At 61.3% G+C, this 17,355-nt stretch carries 15 protein-coding genes; 9 read left to right on the top strand and 6 right to left on the bottom strand.

The genetic code is table 11. The features are described from left to right. Positions 1-20: 20 nt before the first annotated feature. On the bottom strand, positions 21-779 hold the full coding sequence (locus tag JQF37_RS13325; RefSeq protein ID WP_130211364.1) for a methyltransferase domain-containing protein: 759 nt from the start codon (positions 777-779) through the stop codon (positions 21-23). Positions 780-844: 65 nt separating this feature from the next. On the opposite strand from JQF37_RS13325, the gene gloB reads away from it, so the two are divergent. The 8 genes from gloB to fabI all read left to right on the top strand — a co-directional run bounded on the left by gloB (position 845) and on the right by fabI (position 11,609). After that, positions 845-1,612 carry a hydroxyacylglutathione hydrolase gene (gene gloB / locus JQF37_RS13330; protein ID WP_130211363.1) on the top strand — a complete coding sequence of 256 codons (768 nt, stop codon included), beginning with the start codon at positions 845-847 and terminating at the stop codon, positions 1,610-1,612. Positions 1,613-1,711: 99 nt separating this feature from the next. After that, positions 1,712-3,160: a transglycosylase SLT domain-containing protein gene (locus tag JQF37_RS13335; RefSeq protein ID WP_130211362.1), complete on the top strand. Its 1,449-nt coding sequence runs from the start codon at positions 1,712-1,714 to the stop codon at positions 3,158-3,160. Positions 3,161-3,411: 251 nt separating this feature from the next. After that, positions 3,412-5,244, top strand: coding sequence for an extracellular solute-binding protein (locus tag JQF37_RS13340; protein WP_130210689.1), 1,833 nt, complete (start codon positions 3,412-3,414; stop codon positions 5,242-5,244). Further along, on the top strand, positions 5,241-7,082 hold the full coding sequence (locus tag JQF37_RS13345; RefSeq protein WP_130210691.1) for an extracellular solute-binding protein: 1,842 nt from the start codon (positions 5,241-5,243) through the stop codon (positions 7,080-7,082). Before JQF37_RS13340 ends, JQF37_RS13345 begins: the two co-directional genes overlap by 4 nt. A 4-nt stretch (positions 7,083-7,086) precedes the next feature. After that, positions 7,087-8,160: a microcin C ABC transporter permease YejB gene (locus JQF37_RS13350; protein ID WP_130210693.1), complete on the top strand. Its 1,074-nt coding sequence runs from the start codon at positions 7,087-7,089 to the stop codon at positions 8,158-8,160. A 1-nt stretch (position 8,161) separates the two neighbouring features. Then, the gene (locus JQF37_RS13355) at positions 8,162-9,181 is read left to right on the top strand and encodes an ABC transporter permease (RefSeq protein WP_130210695.1); all 1,020 of its coding nucleotides are present in this window, start codon (positions 8,162-8,164) and stop codon (positions 9,179-9,181) included. A 1-nt stretch (position 9,182) separates the two neighbouring features. Continuing rightward, positions 9,183-10,793 carry an ABC transporter ATP-binding protein gene (locus JQF37_RS13360; RefSeq protein ID WP_130210697.1) on the top strand — a complete coding sequence of 537 codons (1,611 nt, stop codon included), beginning with the start codon at positions 9,183-9,185 and terminating at the stop codon, positions 10,791-10,793. 21 nt (positions 10,794-10,814) lie between these two features. Next, positions 10,815-11,609, top strand: a complete 795-nt coding sequence (fabI, locus tag JQF37_RS13365) for an enoyl-ACP reductase FabI (protein ID WP_007937760.1) — start codon at positions 10,815-10,817, stop codon at positions 11,607-11,609. Positions 11,610-11,782: 173 nt separating this feature from the next. Here the strand turns inward: fabI and JQF37_RS13370 are convergent, their stop codons facing one another. Beyond that, positions 11,783-12,649: a LysR family transcriptional regulator gene (locus JQF37_RS13370; protein WP_130210699.1), complete on the bottom strand. Its 867-nt coding sequence runs from the start codon at positions 12,647-12,649 to the stop codon at positions 11,783-11,785. A 111-nt stretch (positions 12,650-12,760) separates the two neighbouring features. Here JQF37_RS13370 and JQF37_RS13375 point away from each other — a divergent pair, with 111 nt between their 5' ends. Next, positions 12,761-13,186, top strand: a complete 426-nt coding sequence (locus JQF37_RS13375; protein WP_130210701.1) for a VOC family protein — start codon at positions 12,761-12,763, stop codon at positions 13,184-13,186. Between the two features lie 132 nt (positions 13,187-13,318). Here JQF37_RS13375 and JQF37_RS13380 read toward each other — a convergent pair whose 3' ends face one another. The 4 genes from JQF37_RS13380 to JQF37_RS13395 form a co-directional block, all read right to left on the bottom strand. Further along, on the bottom strand, positions 13,319-13,900 hold the full coding sequence (locus JQF37_RS13380) for a GGDEF domain-containing protein (protein WP_130210703.1): 582 nt from the start codon (positions 13,898-13,900) through the stop codon (positions 13,319-13,321). Positions 13,901-13,974: 74 nt separating this feature from the next. Continuing rightward, the gene (locus tag JQF37_RS13385) at positions 13,975-14,553 is read right to left on the bottom strand and encodes a hypothetical protein (protein ID WP_130210705.1); all 579 of its coding nucleotides are present in this window, start codon (positions 14,551-14,553) and stop codon (positions 13,975-13,977) included. Between the two features lies 1 nt (position 14,554). After that, positions 14,555-16,723 (bottom strand): xanthine dehydrogenase family protein molybdopterin-binding subunit, encoded by a 2,169-nt coding sequence (locus JQF37_RS13390; RefSeq protein WP_130210707.1) that lies wholly within the window; start codon positions 16,721-16,723, stop codon positions 14,555-14,557. 7 nt (positions 16,724-16,730) lie between these two features. Continuing rightward, complete coding sequence (locus tag JQF37_RS13395) at positions 16,731-17,186, bottom strand: (2Fe-2S)-binding protein (protein WP_130210709.1); 456 nt, start codon at positions 17,184-17,186, stop codon at positions 16,731-16,733. Positions 17,187-17,355 lie beyond the last annotated feature (169 nt).

The raw sequence follows: 17,355 nt of genomic DNA on the forward strand, positions 1-17,355 counted from the left end.
GCCAGGAAATACAAGGTGAATTACGGTTCGATATGACGACGGTTGACCTTGGCCATGGGCAATGGAATCAACTTGCCCATCGGTTCGCGGCGCTCCTGACGCAAGGGTCGCAGGCCGACCACTATCTTGCGCGCCACCAATAAATAGAAGCCGCCGCCAGACAACTGCCAGCGACCGGCCATGCGCTCCCAGCCGGCCAGACGGGTCTGCCAGGCGGGTGACGCGAGCGGCGGACGATAGCACCCGAAGCGGCGTTTCTCCAGCGCGAAGCCCAGCAGATTCAGCCAGTCGGCGACCCGCGACGGGGAAATGCAGCGGGCCTTGCGCAACGCATCATGAGCGAACACATGACGCAGGCCCCAACTGCTCCAGGGATTGATCCCGATGATCAACAGGTGTCCGCCGGGCCGCACGCTGCTCGCCGCTTCGCGCAGCAGTCCGTGGGGCGACAGGCAGAAGTCCAGGCCATGCTGCATGACCACCACGTCGGCGGCATGCTCGCTCAACGGCCACGCCTGCTCTTCGCAGACAATCTCGACCCCTGGCAACGGTGCGCCCAGGCGGACATTGCGCTGCACCTGCGGTGCCGACGGTGGTGTCTGGGCGGATGGGCCGTAATGCACCAGATAACCGCCGAAAAAGCGACCCAGCTCTTCTTCGAGCATGCGCCGTTCTTCATCCAGCAAAAACTGCCCGAGGGGGCCGGACAGCCAGTCACGGGCCGCGCTGATCAACGCCAGCCAGTCAGGATCAGCCTGAGCGAACGCTTTATCCGTCATTGCATTCTCCAACGCGCCAGGAAGCTCTAAGATGCGCCAATGCTTTCCAATTGGCGAATCCGACGATGATACAGATCACTGCCCTGCCCGCCTTTACCGACAACTACATCTGGTTGTTACAAGATCCCGACACCCGGCGTTGCGCGGTGGTCGACCCCGGCGATGCCGCCCCCGTGCAGGCCTGGCTTGCAGCCAATCCGCAATGGGTGTTGAGCGATATTCTGATCACTCATCACCATCATGACCATGTCGGCGGCGTCGAACAGCTGAAAAAAGCGACGGATGCCACCGTCTACGGCCCGGCCAGTGAAAACATTCCGGCGCGGGACGTGGCCCTCAAGGATAACGACCGCATCCATGTACTGGGCCATGACTTCGACGTCATCGCCGTGCCCGGCCATACCCTGGGGCACATTGCCTATTATCATCGCGGCCTGCTGTTTTGCGGAGATACCCTGTTCGCGGCCGGTTGCGGACGCCTGTTCGAGGGGACGCCCCTGCAAATGTACACCTCGCTGTCGCGCCTGGCGGCCCTTCCCGAAAATACGCTGGTGTACTGCACTCACGAATATACGCTGAGCAACCTGCGTTTTGCCGCGGCGGTCGAGCCCGGCAATCCCGATACGCTGGAACGCCTCGCCACCGTCACCCGCCAACGGGAAACCGGCGTCATCACACTGCCTTCCACGGTGGCCCTGGAAAAACGTACAAACCCGTTTTTGCGTACCGCCGTAACATCCGTTAAAGAAAAAGTGGACGAACGGACCGGCACCGATAACTCTGCGCCCGATATGGTTTTTGCTGCGCTAAGAAGCTGGAAAGACACGTTCTGAACCGCCTGTACGATGGTGCAAAAACCATGAGTGGTTGACCGTTGGAGGTGCGCTTTCTAGAATCCCCCGACATTTTTGCCCGGAACTTACTTCCAGCCAATGTCGTCATCTATTCGCAAAGCCATCAATTCGGACGCATTGACCCGCCTGGCTCAAGCCATAGCGGTGGCTGTGTCCGCGACCTTGGCGGGCTGTTCCAGCCATGCGCCGCAAACCGATGCGGCACACACTCCGAATATTGCCGCGCGCGCCAAGCAGAAGCCCGTCTGGCTCAGCGAAAAGCCGAGCCCGCAGGTTCCGCAGGACGTCTGGGAGCGCATGCGCCTGGGCTTCCAGTTGCAGGATGGCCTGGGCGTCAACCCCCGCATCGAGCAGCAACGCCTGTGGTTCGCCAGCAACCCGTCTTTTCTCGAAAATGCCGGCGAACGCGGCAGCCTCTACATTCACTACATCATCGAACGTCTTGAAGAGCGCAACATGCCGCTGGAGCTGGCGCTGTTGCCGGTGATCGAAAGCGCCTACAACCCGATGGCCTACTCCCGGGCCGACGCGGTGGGCCTTTGGCAATTCATCCCGTCCACCGGGCGTTACTACAACCTGCGTCAAACCCGCTTCTATGATGGCCGTCGCGACATCACTGCCTCGACCACCGCGGCGATGGATTACCTGACTCGCCTGCACGACATGTTCAACGGTGACTGGCTGCTGGCCCTTGCCGCGTACAACGCGGGTGAAGGCACGGTCAGCCGGGCCATCGAGCGCAATGAAAGGCTCGGCCTGCCTACCGACTACTGGAACCTGCCGCTGCCTGCCGAGACCCAGGCGTATGTACCGAAACTGCTGGCCCTCTCGCAAGTGGTTCTGGCGCCAGAGGCCTATGGCGTGAACCTCAACCCGATCGCCAACGAACCCTATTTCAAAGTCGTCGCAATCAACCAGCGCATGGACCTGTCCAAGGTCGCCGAAGTCGCCAACATCGACGAAGACGAACTGTTCCAGCTCAATCCGGCGTTCAAGCAGCGCACCACCCTCGACGGCCCCCAGCATCTGTTGGTGCCGACCTCCAAGGCGCAGCTGCTGACCACCAGCCTGCAGACCATGCGTCCTGAAGAGTTGATCAGCAAGAAATCACGCAAACCGGTCTTCGAAGGCGCCGACGACATCCAGGTGGCGAGTGCCAAACGCAACTACCGGGTCAAGCGTGGCGATAACCTGGGCACCATCGCCAAGGCCAACAACGTCGACATCAAGGACCTGCAGCGCTGGAACAAGCTGAGTGGCAAGAACCTCAAACCGGGCCAGACCCTGGTTCTTCAGGACACCAGCAAACGCGGTTCCGGACGCATCAACACCGTGGTCGCGGCCAATGCCAGGACCAAGGGCGAGACCAAAAAGCCACAATCCCAATACAAGGTTCAGCAAGGCGACTCGCTGTACATCGTGGCCAAGCGCTTCAACGTTGAAATGCAACACCTCAAGCGCTGGAACCCGCGCGTCGGCCAGGCGTTGAAACCGGGTCAGATGCTGACCGTCGCCAACCCGCATTAAAAAACGAGCCCCTGAATTCAGGGGCTTTTTTTGGCCCGCGATTTTTTCACCCTGCAGGAGCGACCCTGCTCGCGAAAAACCAGAGGGCGCCGTCGCGCTTCCAGTTTTACGCGTAATCTCCCAAACCATCGCCAGCAAGCCCGGCCCCTGCAACGGATCAGGTCGGCTTTAAACCCCTGTCTTTTTCCTGTTCATACAAGCTGTTACTGTACGGGCCACAAAGCCCAAGCCGCCCGGATCGGATTCCCTATTTGAAGCATCCCCTCCTCTCGCTCCTGATTTGCCTGGCCTTGAGCTCCACCGCAAGCGCGACGATCAGCGAAAGCCATGGTTATGCGCAGTTCGGCACGCTCAAGTACCCGGCCAGATTTACCCACTTCGACTGGGTCAACCCGCAAGCGCCCAAGGGCGGTACGTTGCGGGTGATGGCGTTTGGCACCTTCGATACGCTCAACCCTTACACCTTCAAGGGCACCAGCCCGGTGACCACGCCGAATTTCCTGCAATACGGCATCAACGAACTCAATGAGCCGCTGATGGTCGGCACAGGTCAGTACGCACCGTCCGGCGACGAACCCGCCTCCAGTTATGGCCTGATTGCCCAGTCGGTGGAGTACAACGAGGGCCGCAGCTGGGTGGTGTTCAACCTGCGCCCCGAAGCGCGTTTCCACGATGGCACACCCATCACCGCCCATGATGTCGCGTTTTCCTACCGCTTGCTGCTCAAGGAAGGCCATCCGCTGTACCGCACCAGCCTCCAGGAAGTGTTGAGGGTCGACATTCTCAATCCACGGCGCATACGGTTCGTCTTCAAACGCGCCGGCAATCCGCTGCTGATCCTGCGCCTGGGCGAGTTGCCGGTACTGCCGCAACACTACTGGAAGGGTCGCGACTTCAAGGCCACCACCTTCGAACCACCACTGGGCAGCGGACCGTACCGCATCACCTCGGTGACACCGGGACGACAGATCGTTTTCGAGCGGGTCAAGGACTACTGGGGCAAGGATCTGGCGGTCAATCGCGGCAAATACAATTTCGACCGCATGGAGGTCGAGTTCTACCGGGACAGCGATGTCGCGTTCGAAGCGTTCAAGGCCGGCGAGTTCGACATTTACATCGAGCACCAGGCGAAAAACTGGGACACCGGCTACAACTTCCCGGCGATACGCCGCGGTGACGTGATCAAGGCGCAGATCCCGCACCAGATCCCGACCCAGAGCCAGGGCCTGTTCATGAACAGCCGCCGGCCGACGTTCTCCGACGTGAAGGTCCGTGAAGCGCTGGGGCTGATGTTCGACTTCGAGTGGACCAACCGCACGCTGTTCAGCGGCGCCTACATGCGCGCCATGAGTTACTACCCCAACAGCGAGTTCTCCGCCACCGGCCTGCCGGTTGGGCATGAATGGCTGATGCTCAAACCCTGGCGCGAGCAGTTGCCGGCGAAGCTCTTCACCGAGCCCTTCAGCCTGCCGCAGACCCAGGGCGCCGGCATCCCCCGGGAAACCCTGCGCAAAGCCTTGGGGCTGCTCGCCGAAGCCGGCTGGAAGCTCAACGGCCAGCGCCTGCAAAACGCCGCCGGGCAACCCTTGCGCCTGGAGATCCTGCTGGTCAATCCGAACCTGGAGCGCATCCTCCAGCCTTACGTCGAGAACCTCGCCAGCATCGGCGTCGACGCCCGGCTGCGCACGGTCGATCGTGCGCAGTACAAGCAGCGCCTCGACCAGTTCGATTTCGACATGATCCTGATGACGCTCAACCAGACCCTAAGCCCGGGCCTGGAGCAATGGCAGTACTTTCATTCCAGCCAGGTCGGGGTCAAGGGCAGCAAGAATTACGCCGGCATCGCCAACCCGGTGGTCGACCACCTGCTCGAACAACTGCTCGCAGCGAAGAGTCGCGATGAGCAGGTGGCCGCCGGCAGGGCCCTGGATCGGGTACTGCTCTGGCAGCACTACATCATTCCCAACTGGTACCTCAATTATCACCGTCTGGCCTACCGCAACCGGTTGGCTTTCGTCACCACGCCGCCCTACACCCTGGGCCTGAGCGCGTGGTGGCTGAAATCTTCGGAGAAAGATCAATGAAACCTGTAAGCGCCCTGCTCCTGCAGGCCAGCGCCCTGTTGTTCGCCGGGCTGGCCTGTGCCGCCCCGCAGCATGCCCTGACCCTGTACAACGAGCCGCCGAAATACCCGGCCGATTTCAAACACTTCGATTACGTCAACCCGGATGCCCCCAAGGGCGGAAAATTCCGCCAGGCCGGATTTGGCGGCTTCGACAGCCTCAACCCGTTCATCAGCAAGGGCGTGGCCGCCGACGACATCAATCTGATCTACGACACCCTGGCCAAACAGGGCCTGGATGAACCTTTCACCGAATACGGCCTGGTCGCCGGCAAGATCGAGAAAGCCCCGGACAATACCTGGGTGCGTTTCTACCTGCGCCCGCAAGCGCGATTCCACGATGGTCATCCGATACGCGCCGAAGACGTAGTGTTCAGCTTTCATACCCTGATCAAGGATGGCGCCCCGATGTACCGGGGCTACTACAGCGATGTTGACGACGTCGTCGCCGAGGATCCGCTCACGGTGCTGTTCAAGTTCAAGCACGGCAACAACCGCGAACTGCCGCTGATCCTCGGCCAGTTGCCGGTACTGCCCAAGCATTGGTGGGCCACCCGCGATTTCAACAAGGGCAACCTGGAAATCCCCCTGGGCAGCGGCCCCTATCGGGTCAGCGAAGTGAAGGCCGGGCGTTCGGTGCGCTATGAGCGGGTCAAGGACTACTGGGGCAAGGATCTTCCGGCCAACCGTGGTTTCTACAATTTCGACGTGATGACCACCGATTACTATCGCGACAACACCGTCGCGCTGGAGGCGCTCAAGGCCGGGCAGTTCGATTACTGGCTGGAGATGACCGCCAAGAACTGGGCCAACGCCTACAACATCCCGGCGGTCACCGAGGGCCGCTTGATCAAGGAGCAGATCCCCAACGGCAACCCCACCGGCATGCAAGGCTTCGTGTTCAACCTGCGTCGCCCGATGTTCCAGGATGTACGCGTGCGTCAGGCCCTGACACTGCTGCTGGATTTCGAATGGACCAACAAGCAATTGTTCAACGGCGCCTACGCGCGAACCCGCAGCTACTTCGAAAATTCGGAAATGGCCGCCACCGGCCTGCCGGACGCCGATCAACTGGCGATCCTCGAGCCGTTCCGCGGCAAGATTCCCGAACAGGTGTTCAGCGAAGCCTTCCAGAACCCGGTCACCGATGGCAGCGGCATGATCCGCGCCCAGCAGCGCAAGGCCTATCAACTGCTGCAAGAGGCCGGCTGGCGCATCGTCGACGACAAAATGGTCGACGCCAGCGGTAAACCGGTGACGATCGAGTTCCTGCTGGCCCAGACCGAATTCGAGCGGGTGCTGTTGCCGTTCAAGCGCAACCTGAGCGACCTGGGCATCGACCTGGTGATCCGCCGGGTCGACGTCTCGCAGTACATCAACCGCGTGCGCTCGCGAGACTTCGACATGATCGTCGGCAGCTTCCCGCAGTCCAACTCGCCGGGCAACGAACAGCGCGAGTTCTGGATGACCGCTGCCGCCGACAAACCGGGCAGCCGCAATTCCATGGGTCTCAAGGACCCGGTGGTGGACCAACTGGTGGAACAATTGATCAACGCCGACTCGCGCAAAAGCCTGGTGGCCCATGCCCGCGCACTGGACCGGGTGCTGCAATGGGGCTATTACGTGGTTCCCAACTGGCACATCAAAACCTGGCGCGTGGCCTACTGGAACCACATCGGCCATCCCAAGGTCTCGCCTAAATATGACATCGGCACCGCCACCTGGTGGGTCAAGCCCGATGCCAAACCGGCCATAGAGATCGAAACCAAATTGCAAGCCGACCCTGCGGGCACGGAGTAATCAGATGCTGGCGTATATTTTTCGGCGACTGCTGCTGATCATTCCGACCTTGTTCGGCATTTTGCTGATCAACTTCGTGATCATCCAGGCCGCCCCCGGCGGGCCGGTGGAGCAGATGATCGCCAAGCTCGAAGGCTTCGAAGGCGCCACCAGCCGCATCGCCGGTGGCGGTGCCGAAGTCTCGGTGGCCGGTTCGGCCTATCGCGGCGCCCAAGGCCTGGACCCGGCGCTGATCAAGGAAATCGAACACATGTACGGCTTCGACAAGTCGGCGCCGGAACGCCTGTGGATCATGGTGAAGAACTATGCGTCCCTGGATTTCGGCGACAGTTTCTTCCGCGACGCCAAGGTCATCGACCTGATCAAGGAAAAGATGCCCGTGTCGATCTCCCTCGGGCTGTGGAGCACCCTGATCATGTACCTGGTGTCGATCCCGCTGGGGATCGCCAAAGCCACGCGGCACGGCAGTCACTTCGACGTCTGGACCAGTTCGGCGATCATCGTCGGCTACGCGATCCCGGCGTTCCTGTTCGCCATCCTGCTGATCGTGGTGTTTGCCGGTGGCAGCTATCTCGACTGGTTCCCGTTACGCGGGCTGACGTCGAACAACTTCGATGAACTGAGCATGGGCGGCAAGGTGCTCGATTATTTCTGGCACCTGGCGCTGCCGGTGACCGCGCTGGTGATCGGCAACTTCGCGACCATGACCCTGCTGACCAAAAACAGCTTCCTCGACGAAATCAACAAGCAATACGTGGTCACCGCCAAGGCCAAGGGCCTGACCAACCATCGCGTGCTGTACGGCCATGTGTTCCGCAACGCCATGCTGCTGGTGATCGCCGGGTTCCCGTCGGCGTTCATCGGCATCTTCTTCACCGGATCGCTGCTGGTCGAAGTGATCTTCTCCCTCGACGGCCTCGGCCTGATGAGTTTTGAAGCGGCGATCAACCGCGATTACCCGGTGGTTTTCGGCACCCTGTTCATCTTCACCCTGCTGGGGCTGGTGGTGAAACTGATCGGCGACCTCACCTACACCTTTGTCGATCCGCGCATCGACTTCGAAAGCCGGGAGCATTGAGATGAACCTGTCCCCTCTCAATCGCCGACGCTTCGAACTGTTCAAGGCCAACAAGCGTGGCTGGTGGTCGCTGTGGCTGTTTCTGATCCTGTTCGGCGCCAGCCTCGGTGCCGAACTGATTGCCAACGACAAACCGCTGGTGGTGCATTACGACAACAACTGGTACTTCCCGGCGCTCAAGCGCTACCCGGAAACCACCTTCGGCGGCGAATTCCCGCTGGAAGCCAACTACAAGAGCCCGTACATCCGCGAACTGCTCAAGGCCAAGGACGCCTGGGTGCTGTGGGCGCCGATTCCCTACAGCTACCAGAGCATCAATTACGACCTGAAAGTCCCGGCACCGGCGCCCCCGTCGACCGATAACCTCCTGGGCACCGACGACCAGGGCCGCGATGTGTTGGCCCGGGTGATCTACGGCTTCCGCATTTCGGTGTTGTTTGCCCTGACGCTGACCTTGTTCAGTTCGCTGATCGGCGTCATCGCCGGTGCCTTGCAGGGGTTCTACGGTGGCTGGGTCGATCTGGCCGGCCAGCGGTTCCTCGAAATCTGGTCCGGGTTGCCGGTGCTCTATCTGCTGATCATCCTGGCCAGTTTCGTCCAGCCGAACTTCTGGTGGTTGCTGGGCATCATGCTGTTGTTTTCCTGGATGAGCCTGGTCGATGTGGTGCGCGCCGAATTCCTGCGTGGGCGCAACCTGGAATACGTACGCGCGGCCCGGGCGCTGGGCATGCAGAATGGGGCGATCATGTTCCGCCACATCCTGCCCAACGCCATGGTCTCGACCATGACCTTCATGCCGTTCATTCTGACCGGCGCCATCGGCACCCTCACCGCCCTGGATTTCCTCGGCTTCGGCCTGCCGGCGGGCAGTCCTTCCCTGGGGGAACTGGTGGCCCAGGGCAAATCCAACCTGCAAGCACCGTGGCTCGGCATGAGCGCGTTTGCGGTGTTGGCGTTGATGTTGAGTTTGCTGGTGTTTATCGGCGAGTCCGCTCGCGACGCCTTCGACCCGAGGAAGTGAAATGAATCAGGACAATCTGATCGAAGTGCGCGACCTCGCCGTCGAGTTTGTCGTCGGCGACCACTGCCAGCGTGTGGTCGAAGGGGTCAGTTTCGACATCAAGCGCGGTGAAACCCTGGCGCTGGTGGGCGAAAGCGGCTCCGGCAAATCGGTGACCGCCCACTCGATCCTGCGCCTTCTGCCCTACCCGCTCGCCCGGCATCCGTCGGGCACCATCGCCTATTCCGGGCAAGACCTGCTGAGCCTGAAAGAGAAAACCATCCGCCACATCCGCGGCAACCGGATCGCAATGATCTTTCAGGAGCCGATGACCTCGCTCAACCCGCTGCACTCGATCGAGAAGCAGATCAACGAGGTATTGGGCATCCACAAGGGGCTGGTCGGAAAAGTCGCGACCAGGCGCACCCTGGAGTTGCTGGAGATGGTCGGCATCCCCGAGCCGCACAAGCGCCTCAAGGCCCTGCCCCATGAGTTGTCCGGCGGTCAGCGCCAGCGAGTGATGATCGCCATGGCCCTGGCCAACGAGCCGGAACTGCTGATTGCCGACGAGCCGACCACCGCGCTGGACGTGACCGTTCAGCTGAAAATCCTCGAATTGCTCAAGGAACTGCAGGCCCGGCTGGGCATGGCGTTACTGCTGATCAGCCACGATTTGAACCTGGTGAAAAGAATTGCACATCGCGTATGTGTCATGCAGCGCGGTTGCATCGTCGAACAGGCATCGTGCGAAGAGTTGTTCCGCGCACCGCAGCATCCGTACACTCGCATCCTGCTGGCCGCAGAGCCCAGCGGCACGCCGGCAACCAATGTGGTTGGCCCGCCGTTGCTGACGGTCGAGGACCTGAAAGTCTGGTTTCCGATCAAGAAAGGCTTGCTGAAAAAGACGGTGGATTACGTCAAGGCAGTGGACGGCATCAATTTCAGCCTGCCTCAGGGTCAGACCCTGGGGATCGTGGGAGAAAGCGGTTCCGGCAAGTCGACGTTGGGTCTGGCGATCCTGCGGTTGATCGGCAGCAAAGGCACCATCCGTTTTGAAGGCAAGCAGCTAGACTGCCTGACGCAACAACAGGTTCGACCGTTGCGCCGGGAAATGCAGGTGGTGTTCCAGGACCCCTTCGGCAGCCTGAGCCCGCGGATGTGCGTAAGCCAGATCGTCGGCGAAGGCCTGCGGATCCACAAGATGGGCACCGAGGCGGAACAGGAACAAGCGATCATTGCGGCACTCAAGGAGGTAGGACTGGACCCGGAAACCCGGCACCGCTACCCCCACGAATTTTCCGGTGGGCAACGGCAGAGAATCGCCATAGCCCGGGCATTAGTGCTAAAACCGGCGTTGATTCTGCTGGACGAGCCGACTTCGGCCCTCGACCGCACCGTGCAACGCCAAGTGGTGGAGCTTTTGCGTTCACTGCAAAGCAAGTACAACCTGACGTATCTGTTTATCAGCCATGACCTGGCTGTCGTCAAAGCGCTGAGCCACCAGCTGATGGTGGTCAAGCATGGCCAAGTGGTCGAACAGGGAGACGCGCAAAGCATTTTTGCCGCCCCCCAACATCCGTATACACAGCAGTTGCTCGAAGCCGCTTTCCTGGCTCCAGCCACTGCGCAATAACCTGAAAGAGAGGAGCAACACATGGGTTTTCTCGCCGGTAAGCGCGTACTGATCGTCGGTGTCGCCAGCAAGCTGTCCATCGCATCCGGCATCGCTGCCGCCATGCATCGCGAGGGCGCTGAGCTTGCCTTCACTTATCAGAACGACAAACTGAAAGGTCGTGTCGAAGAGTTCGCACAAGGCTGGGGTTCGAGCCCTGAGCTGTGCTTCCCGTGCGACGTGGCCAGCGATGCGGAGATCGCCAAGGTCTTCGAAGAACTGAGCAAGAAGTGGGACGGCCTGGACTGCATCGTGCACTCCGTCGGCTTCGCCCCGGGCGACCAACTGGACGGCGACTTCACCGAAGCCACCACCCGTGAAGGTTTCCGCATCGCTCACGACATCAGCGCCTACAGCTTCGTGGCCCTGGCCAAGGCCGGTCGCGAAATGATGAAAGGCCGCAACGGCAGCCTGCTGACCCTGTCGTACCTGGGTGCCGAGCGCACCATGCCTAACTACAACGTGATGGGCATGGCCAAGGCTTCCCTGGAAGCCGGCGTACGTTACCTAGCCGGCTCCCTGGGCCCGGACGGCACCCGCGTCAACTGCGTATCGGCTGGCCCGATCCGTACCCTCGCCGCTTCCGGCATCAAGAACTTCCGCAAGATGCTGGCCGCCAACGAAGCGCAAACCCCGCTGCGTCGCAACGTCACCATCGAAGAAGTCGGCAACGCCGGCGCCTTCCTGTGCTCGGACCTGGCGTCCGGCATCAGCGGTGAAATCATGTACGTGGACGGTGGCTTCAACACCACGGCCATGGGCAACATCGAAGAGTGATCTTCGGTTAGCCGATAAAAAACCCGCCGCTTCAGGCGGGTTTTTTTGTGCCTGCGATGTCAGGACGGCACGCCCTTTGTAGGAGCGAGCCTGCTCGCGATGGTCGTTAACGATGATGCGTTTTGTCAGGATGAAACGGGGTGGTCTGAAGTCCATCGCGAGCAGGCTCGCTCCTACAGGGGTGTGTGCATGAGGCAGTCTGCAAACAACTGCTGAATCGGCTGAGTCCGCTGGCTATAGCGCTGCAACAGCACAATCTCGCGATAAAACGTCAACTCGCCCAGGCGGATCACCCTCACCCTCGCCCCATGCTCGAGCCACAACCCGGCTTCGGGCAGCAACGAAACCCCCAAACCGCATTCGACCATCTTGACGATGGCTTCCAGTTCATCCAGCTCCAGCGCCACTTGCACATCAATTTGCTGTTCACGCAGAAACCGGGTCACCAGGCGTCCGCCGAACGAGTTGCGGTCGTAGCGTACATGGGGATGCTCGGCGAGCAGTTGCAACGGCTCGTCGCCTTCGAGCTCCGCCGGGACGATCAATACAAACGGCTCGCGGCGAATCACTTGCGCCGACAGTTCCTTGGGCAGGTCGAACGGCGGCTTGATCAGGATCGCCAGATCGACTTCGCCGGTGTCCACCTGGCTCAACAGATTGAGCGACACCCCCGGCACCAGTTTTGGCTCCAGCAGCGGTGCCTGCTGACGCAAACGCAGCAACGCCTGGGGCAGCAATCCGGTCTGGGCCGTGGCCACCGCGCCGATTTTCAGCTCGCCACGGTATTCGCTCACATCGTCGCTGACTGCCATGCGGCTGAAGGTGTCCAGAATCTCGCGGGCCATGGGCAACGCGCGCTGCCCCGCCGCATTGAGCAACGCCTGACGTCCGGTGCGATCGAACAGGCGAATGCCGAGGGCCTGTTCCAGGTTACGCATCTGCGCACTGACCGCCGACTGTGTCAGGCCGATGTGCATGCCCGCTGCCGCAAACGTGCCGTAGCGGGTCACCGCGATAAAGGTTTTCAGTTCCCGCAGCATAGGGCCCCCGATTGATCGAAATAATTTGAGCTCGGCGCAAAAACTATCGTCTTTCAATCGAAAAGCACAGGGCTACACTCAGCCTGAATTCAGCAGATTGAGGCCCACCCGATGCAGCTCTCCCCTTTTCACCTCGCCATTCCCGTCTATGACCTGCCGGCCGCGCGACACTTCTATGGCAGCGTGTTCGGTCTTGAAGAAGGTCGCTCCAGCGAACATTGGGTCGATTTCAACTTTTTCGGCCACCAGTTGGTGATTCACCTGGCACCGAAAAACGCAACCCAGGAAGCCGCCCACACCAACGCCGTGGACGGCCATGACGTGCCGGTGCCGCATTTTGGCGTGGTGCTGGGAATGACGGAGTGGGAGGCGCTGGCCGAACGGCTGAAATCGCTGGGAACGCGCTTCGTGATCGAACCGGGGATTCGTTTCCAGGGGTTGGTGGGTGAGCAGGCGACCATGTTTCTGTTTGATCCCTGCGGCAATGCGCTGGAGTTCAAGGCGTTCAAGGATATCGGGCAGTTGTTTGCCAAATAAGCGGTGACAGCGAGGACGCCTTCGCGGGCAAGCCCGCTCCCACAGGGTCTTGGTGTACACAATTCCTGTGAACGACAGAAATCACTGTGGGAGCGGGCTTGCCCGCGAAGGGCCAGTCCAGCCAATGCACTTTTAGCGGCCCAACATCGTTTGCGCCTCAACCAAAAGCTCTTCAATCGAGCCATGCAGCACCGTGTCGTACTCGATCTGCCCGATGCTGAAGCGAATGTCATAACCGCGATGCACCGTGGCATTGCGCTCGTCGAGCATTTCTTCGAGTCGCGCCTTGATCGCCTTGATGTCCACCGCGCTGGACCCCGCCAGCAAGGCGACGAAGGTGGCACCGTCCAGTCGACCGATCACGTCGCTTTCCCTGAAGCCTATGCGTAGCACGTCGGCAAAGGTTTTCAGCGCATCGTCGCCCTCGGCGCGACCGAACAGGTAGTTGATGCGCTTGAAGTCGTCGAGGTTGAAAAACAGCAACGTCGCCGGCCGGCCCAGTTGCTGGCAGACGTTCAGCCCCAGTTGGGCCAATGCGATGAAACCGTGCCGATTGGACAGCAGCGTCAACTCATCCATGCTCGCCATCTGCACGCCGATCAGTTCCTGCTCAGCCTGGCGGGCCAGGTCGCGCAGCAATTCGCGTTCCTGCAATGGCGTGCGCATAGGGTCTGCGCAGACGCTTGATGGGTAAGTCTTGCCTGGGATCAGCATAAGTTGCTCCTGTGGCGACTCTGTACGTTAGAGTCGCCCAGAACCGGTTTGACTCCCGGTTGACGCACCGTTGGTCAGCTCCCCAGCGGACAGGGCCCTCCCGCGTCCGCCCAAACCTTGAATTGATCGACGAAAATAGCGTGGGGCACCGGCACCGGCTCACGATTGCCCCCGGGATTCCACCCCCACAGCACCAGTTTGTCCTCGCTGACATGCTTGATCAGCGCCGCGAAATCACGATCGCCGTTGCTTGAACGGTCCTTGATCATGGCGCACAACTTGTCGGGCGGCAGGCCAATCCAGGCCATTTTGTGCGCCGCAGGTGGCAGGCTCCAGTGGGGCGCCCCCGGCGGTGCCTTGGGGCCGTAACCGGGCGGTGGATTGGCCTCGGCGTGGCAGGTTGCGCAGGGCAACCCGGCGGCCCCCTTGCCATCCAGGCCACGCACCACGTTCATCGCATGGGGTTTTCCGGCGTCGAACTGCAGCGGCGAATCGCCGGGAATGTGGCAGTTCTGGCAACGCGGGCTCTGGAAAACCTTCTGCACGGTTTCGAAGGCTTTCAAGGCTTCGCGGTCATCGGCGAACAGCTCGGTTGCATAGATAAACAGGCAAATCAGCAATAGCGAACCCAGCAACCAGTGATGGCGTTTCATCTCACACCCCCGACAATTGCAGCGGCAATTCGCGCAGGCGCTGGCCGGTCAAGGCGAACACCGCGTTGGCCACGGCCGGCGCCGTGGGCGGCACGCCCGCCTCGCCGATACCGCCGGGTTTATCGCTGCTGGGCACGATATGCACCTCCACCACCGGCATCTCGTTGAGCCGCAGCACCTGATAGTCGTGGTAATTGGACTGCACCACTTGCCCGTCCTTGAAGGTCAGCTTGCTGTGCAAGGTAAAGCCCAGACCAAAGGTGATGCACGATTCCATCTGCGCCGCGATGCTCTGCGGGTTGACCGCAATCCCGCAGTCCACCGCGCACACCACCCGATGCACGCGGATCGCCAGGTTGTCCTGGGACACCTCGGCAACCTGCGCCACGTAACTGCCGAAAGACTCGTGCACCGCCACGCCCAAGGCATGCCCCTGGGGCAACGGCGCCTTCCAGTTGGCTTTCTCCACCGCCAGGTTCAACACGCCGAGGTGCCGCGGATGGTCCTTGAGCAAGGTTCGGCGATACTCCACCGGGTCCTTGCCCGCCGCCGTCGCCAGCTCGTCGATCAACGACTCCATGACAAACGCCGTGTGACTGTGCCCCACCGAACGCAACCACAGCACCTTGATGCCGGTTTGCGGTGAATGCAGCTCGACTTGATGGTTGGCCAGCCCTTCGAGGTAGGGACTGTCCGCCACGCCTTCGACCGAGGTCTTGTCGATGCCGTTCTTGACCATCGCCGCTTCGAGGGAGGTGCCCGCCATGATCGACTGCCCGACCATCACATGCTTCCACGCCAGCGGTAGCCCGTCGGCACCCAGGCCAATCCGCGCCTGATGCAGGAACGCCGAGCGGTAATAGCCGCCACGGATGTCATCTTCCCGCGCCCACACGGTTTTCACCGGCCCGCCCGCTGCCTTGGCCACCTGCACCGCTTCAGCGACAAAGTCCGACGTCGGGTTGGCGCGTCGGCCAAAACCGCCGCCCAGGAACTCGGTATGGATTTCCACTTGCTCCGGTTTGAGCCCGGTGATTTTCCCGGCGATCATCTGATCGAGGGTCTGGAACTGGGTACCGGTCCAGATTTCGCACTTGTCCTGGGTGATCTTCACCGTGCAGTTCAGCGGCTCCATGGGTGCATGGGCCAGATACGGCACGCTGTACTCGACATCGAGGGTCTTGCTCGCCTTGGCCAGCGCCGCCTGGGTATCGCCGGCCTGACTGGCCGGAAGGCCCGGCGTGGCGGCGAGTTTGCGGAAACTCTCCAGCAGTTTTTGACTGTCGAGGCCTGTATTCGGCCCCAGGTCCCACTCGACCGTCAGCGCGTCACGCCCCAGCTTGGCCGCCCAATAATGCTCGGCAATCACCGCCACGCCACTCGGCACCTGCACCACTTTGTGCACCCCCGGGATCGCCAGCGCGCCGGCGCCTTCGAAGGATTTGACGCTGCCGCCGAACACCGGCGACCGGGCGACCATCGCGGTCATCAAGCCGTCGAATTGCACGTCCATGCCGAACTTCGCGCGCCCGGTGATTTTCTCCGGGGTGTCCAGGCGTTTGGTGGGTTTGCCGATGAACTTCCAGTCCTTGGCGTCCTTGAGCTTGATCGACGCCGGATCCGGCATCGGCAGCTTGCCCGCATCGTCGGCCAGTTCGCCGTAGCTGACACGCTGGTCACCGGCAATGACCACGCCCGATTCCGTGCTGATCTGCGACGGCGCCACGTTGAAACGCTTGGCCGCAGCCTCGATCAACATCAATCGCGCTGCCGCACCGGCCTGGCGGTAGCGGTCGAACTCCATCCAGGTCGAAGTCGAGCCGCCGGTGATTTGCATCCCGCCAAACCCGGCCAGCCCATAATCCTTGGCTGAGGCCGGGGAATGTTCGACGCGGATTTTCGACCAGTCGGCATCCAGCTCTTCGGCGATCAGCATGGTCAGGCCGGTCCAGATGCCCTGGCCCATCTCCGAATGACCGAGCAACACAGTGACGCTGTTGTCATTGCCGATGCGCAGGAACGCATTCGGCGCGAACACATTGCCCTGGTTGTCCGCGCCCTGGGCAAACCGATGGGCGCCGGGGATGACAAACGCCACCACCAGTCCACCACCTACCGCTGCAGCACCCTTGAGAAAACCACGACGCGATAACGCAATCAGGCTGTCCATGGCCACCTCAACCCAGCTCGGCGGCGCGTTTCACCGCAGCGCGAATTCGTGGATAGGTGCCGCAGCGACAGATGTTGCCGGACAGCGCCTGATCGATGTCGCTATCGGTCGGTTTCGGAATCTTCGCCAGCAGCGCCGCCGCCGACATGATCTGCCCGGACTGACAGTAACCGCACTGCACCACATCGAGTTCGGCCCAGGCTTGTTGCACCGGGTGCGAGCCGTCGGTGGACAGGCCCTCAATGGTGAGGATTTTCTGCCCGTGGGCCACGGCCGTGGCGGGCGTGATGCACGAGCGCAGCGGCGCGCCGTCGATGTGCACGGTGCAGGCGCCGCACTGGGCCATGCCACAACCGAATTTGGTCCCGGTCAGGTGCGCAACGTCGCGCAGGACCCAGAGCAGCGGCATGTCCGCGGGGACATCCAGTTCCTGGTCCTTGCCATTGATGTTCAGGGTCAGCATTGCGAAGGTCCTCAGACTCAAGGTGTTCTGAAGAGCGCGCGTCTTGGGAAAGGTGATGTGTTGCAGGAGTACAGCGAATTTTCGCGCGCCTTGGGTTATCCCTTACAGCTAAGCGCAAATTGGCCGGCAGGCCGAACCCTATCGACAGTCGGTCAATTAAACCGTCTCA

The sequence above is a fragment of the Pseudomonas sp. MIL9 genome, assembly GCF_016887925.1.
In the GTDB taxonomy this organism is placed as follows: Bacteria; Pseudomonadota; Gammaproteobacteria; order Pseudomonadales; family Pseudomonadaceae; genus Aquipseudomonas; species Aquipseudomonas mohnii.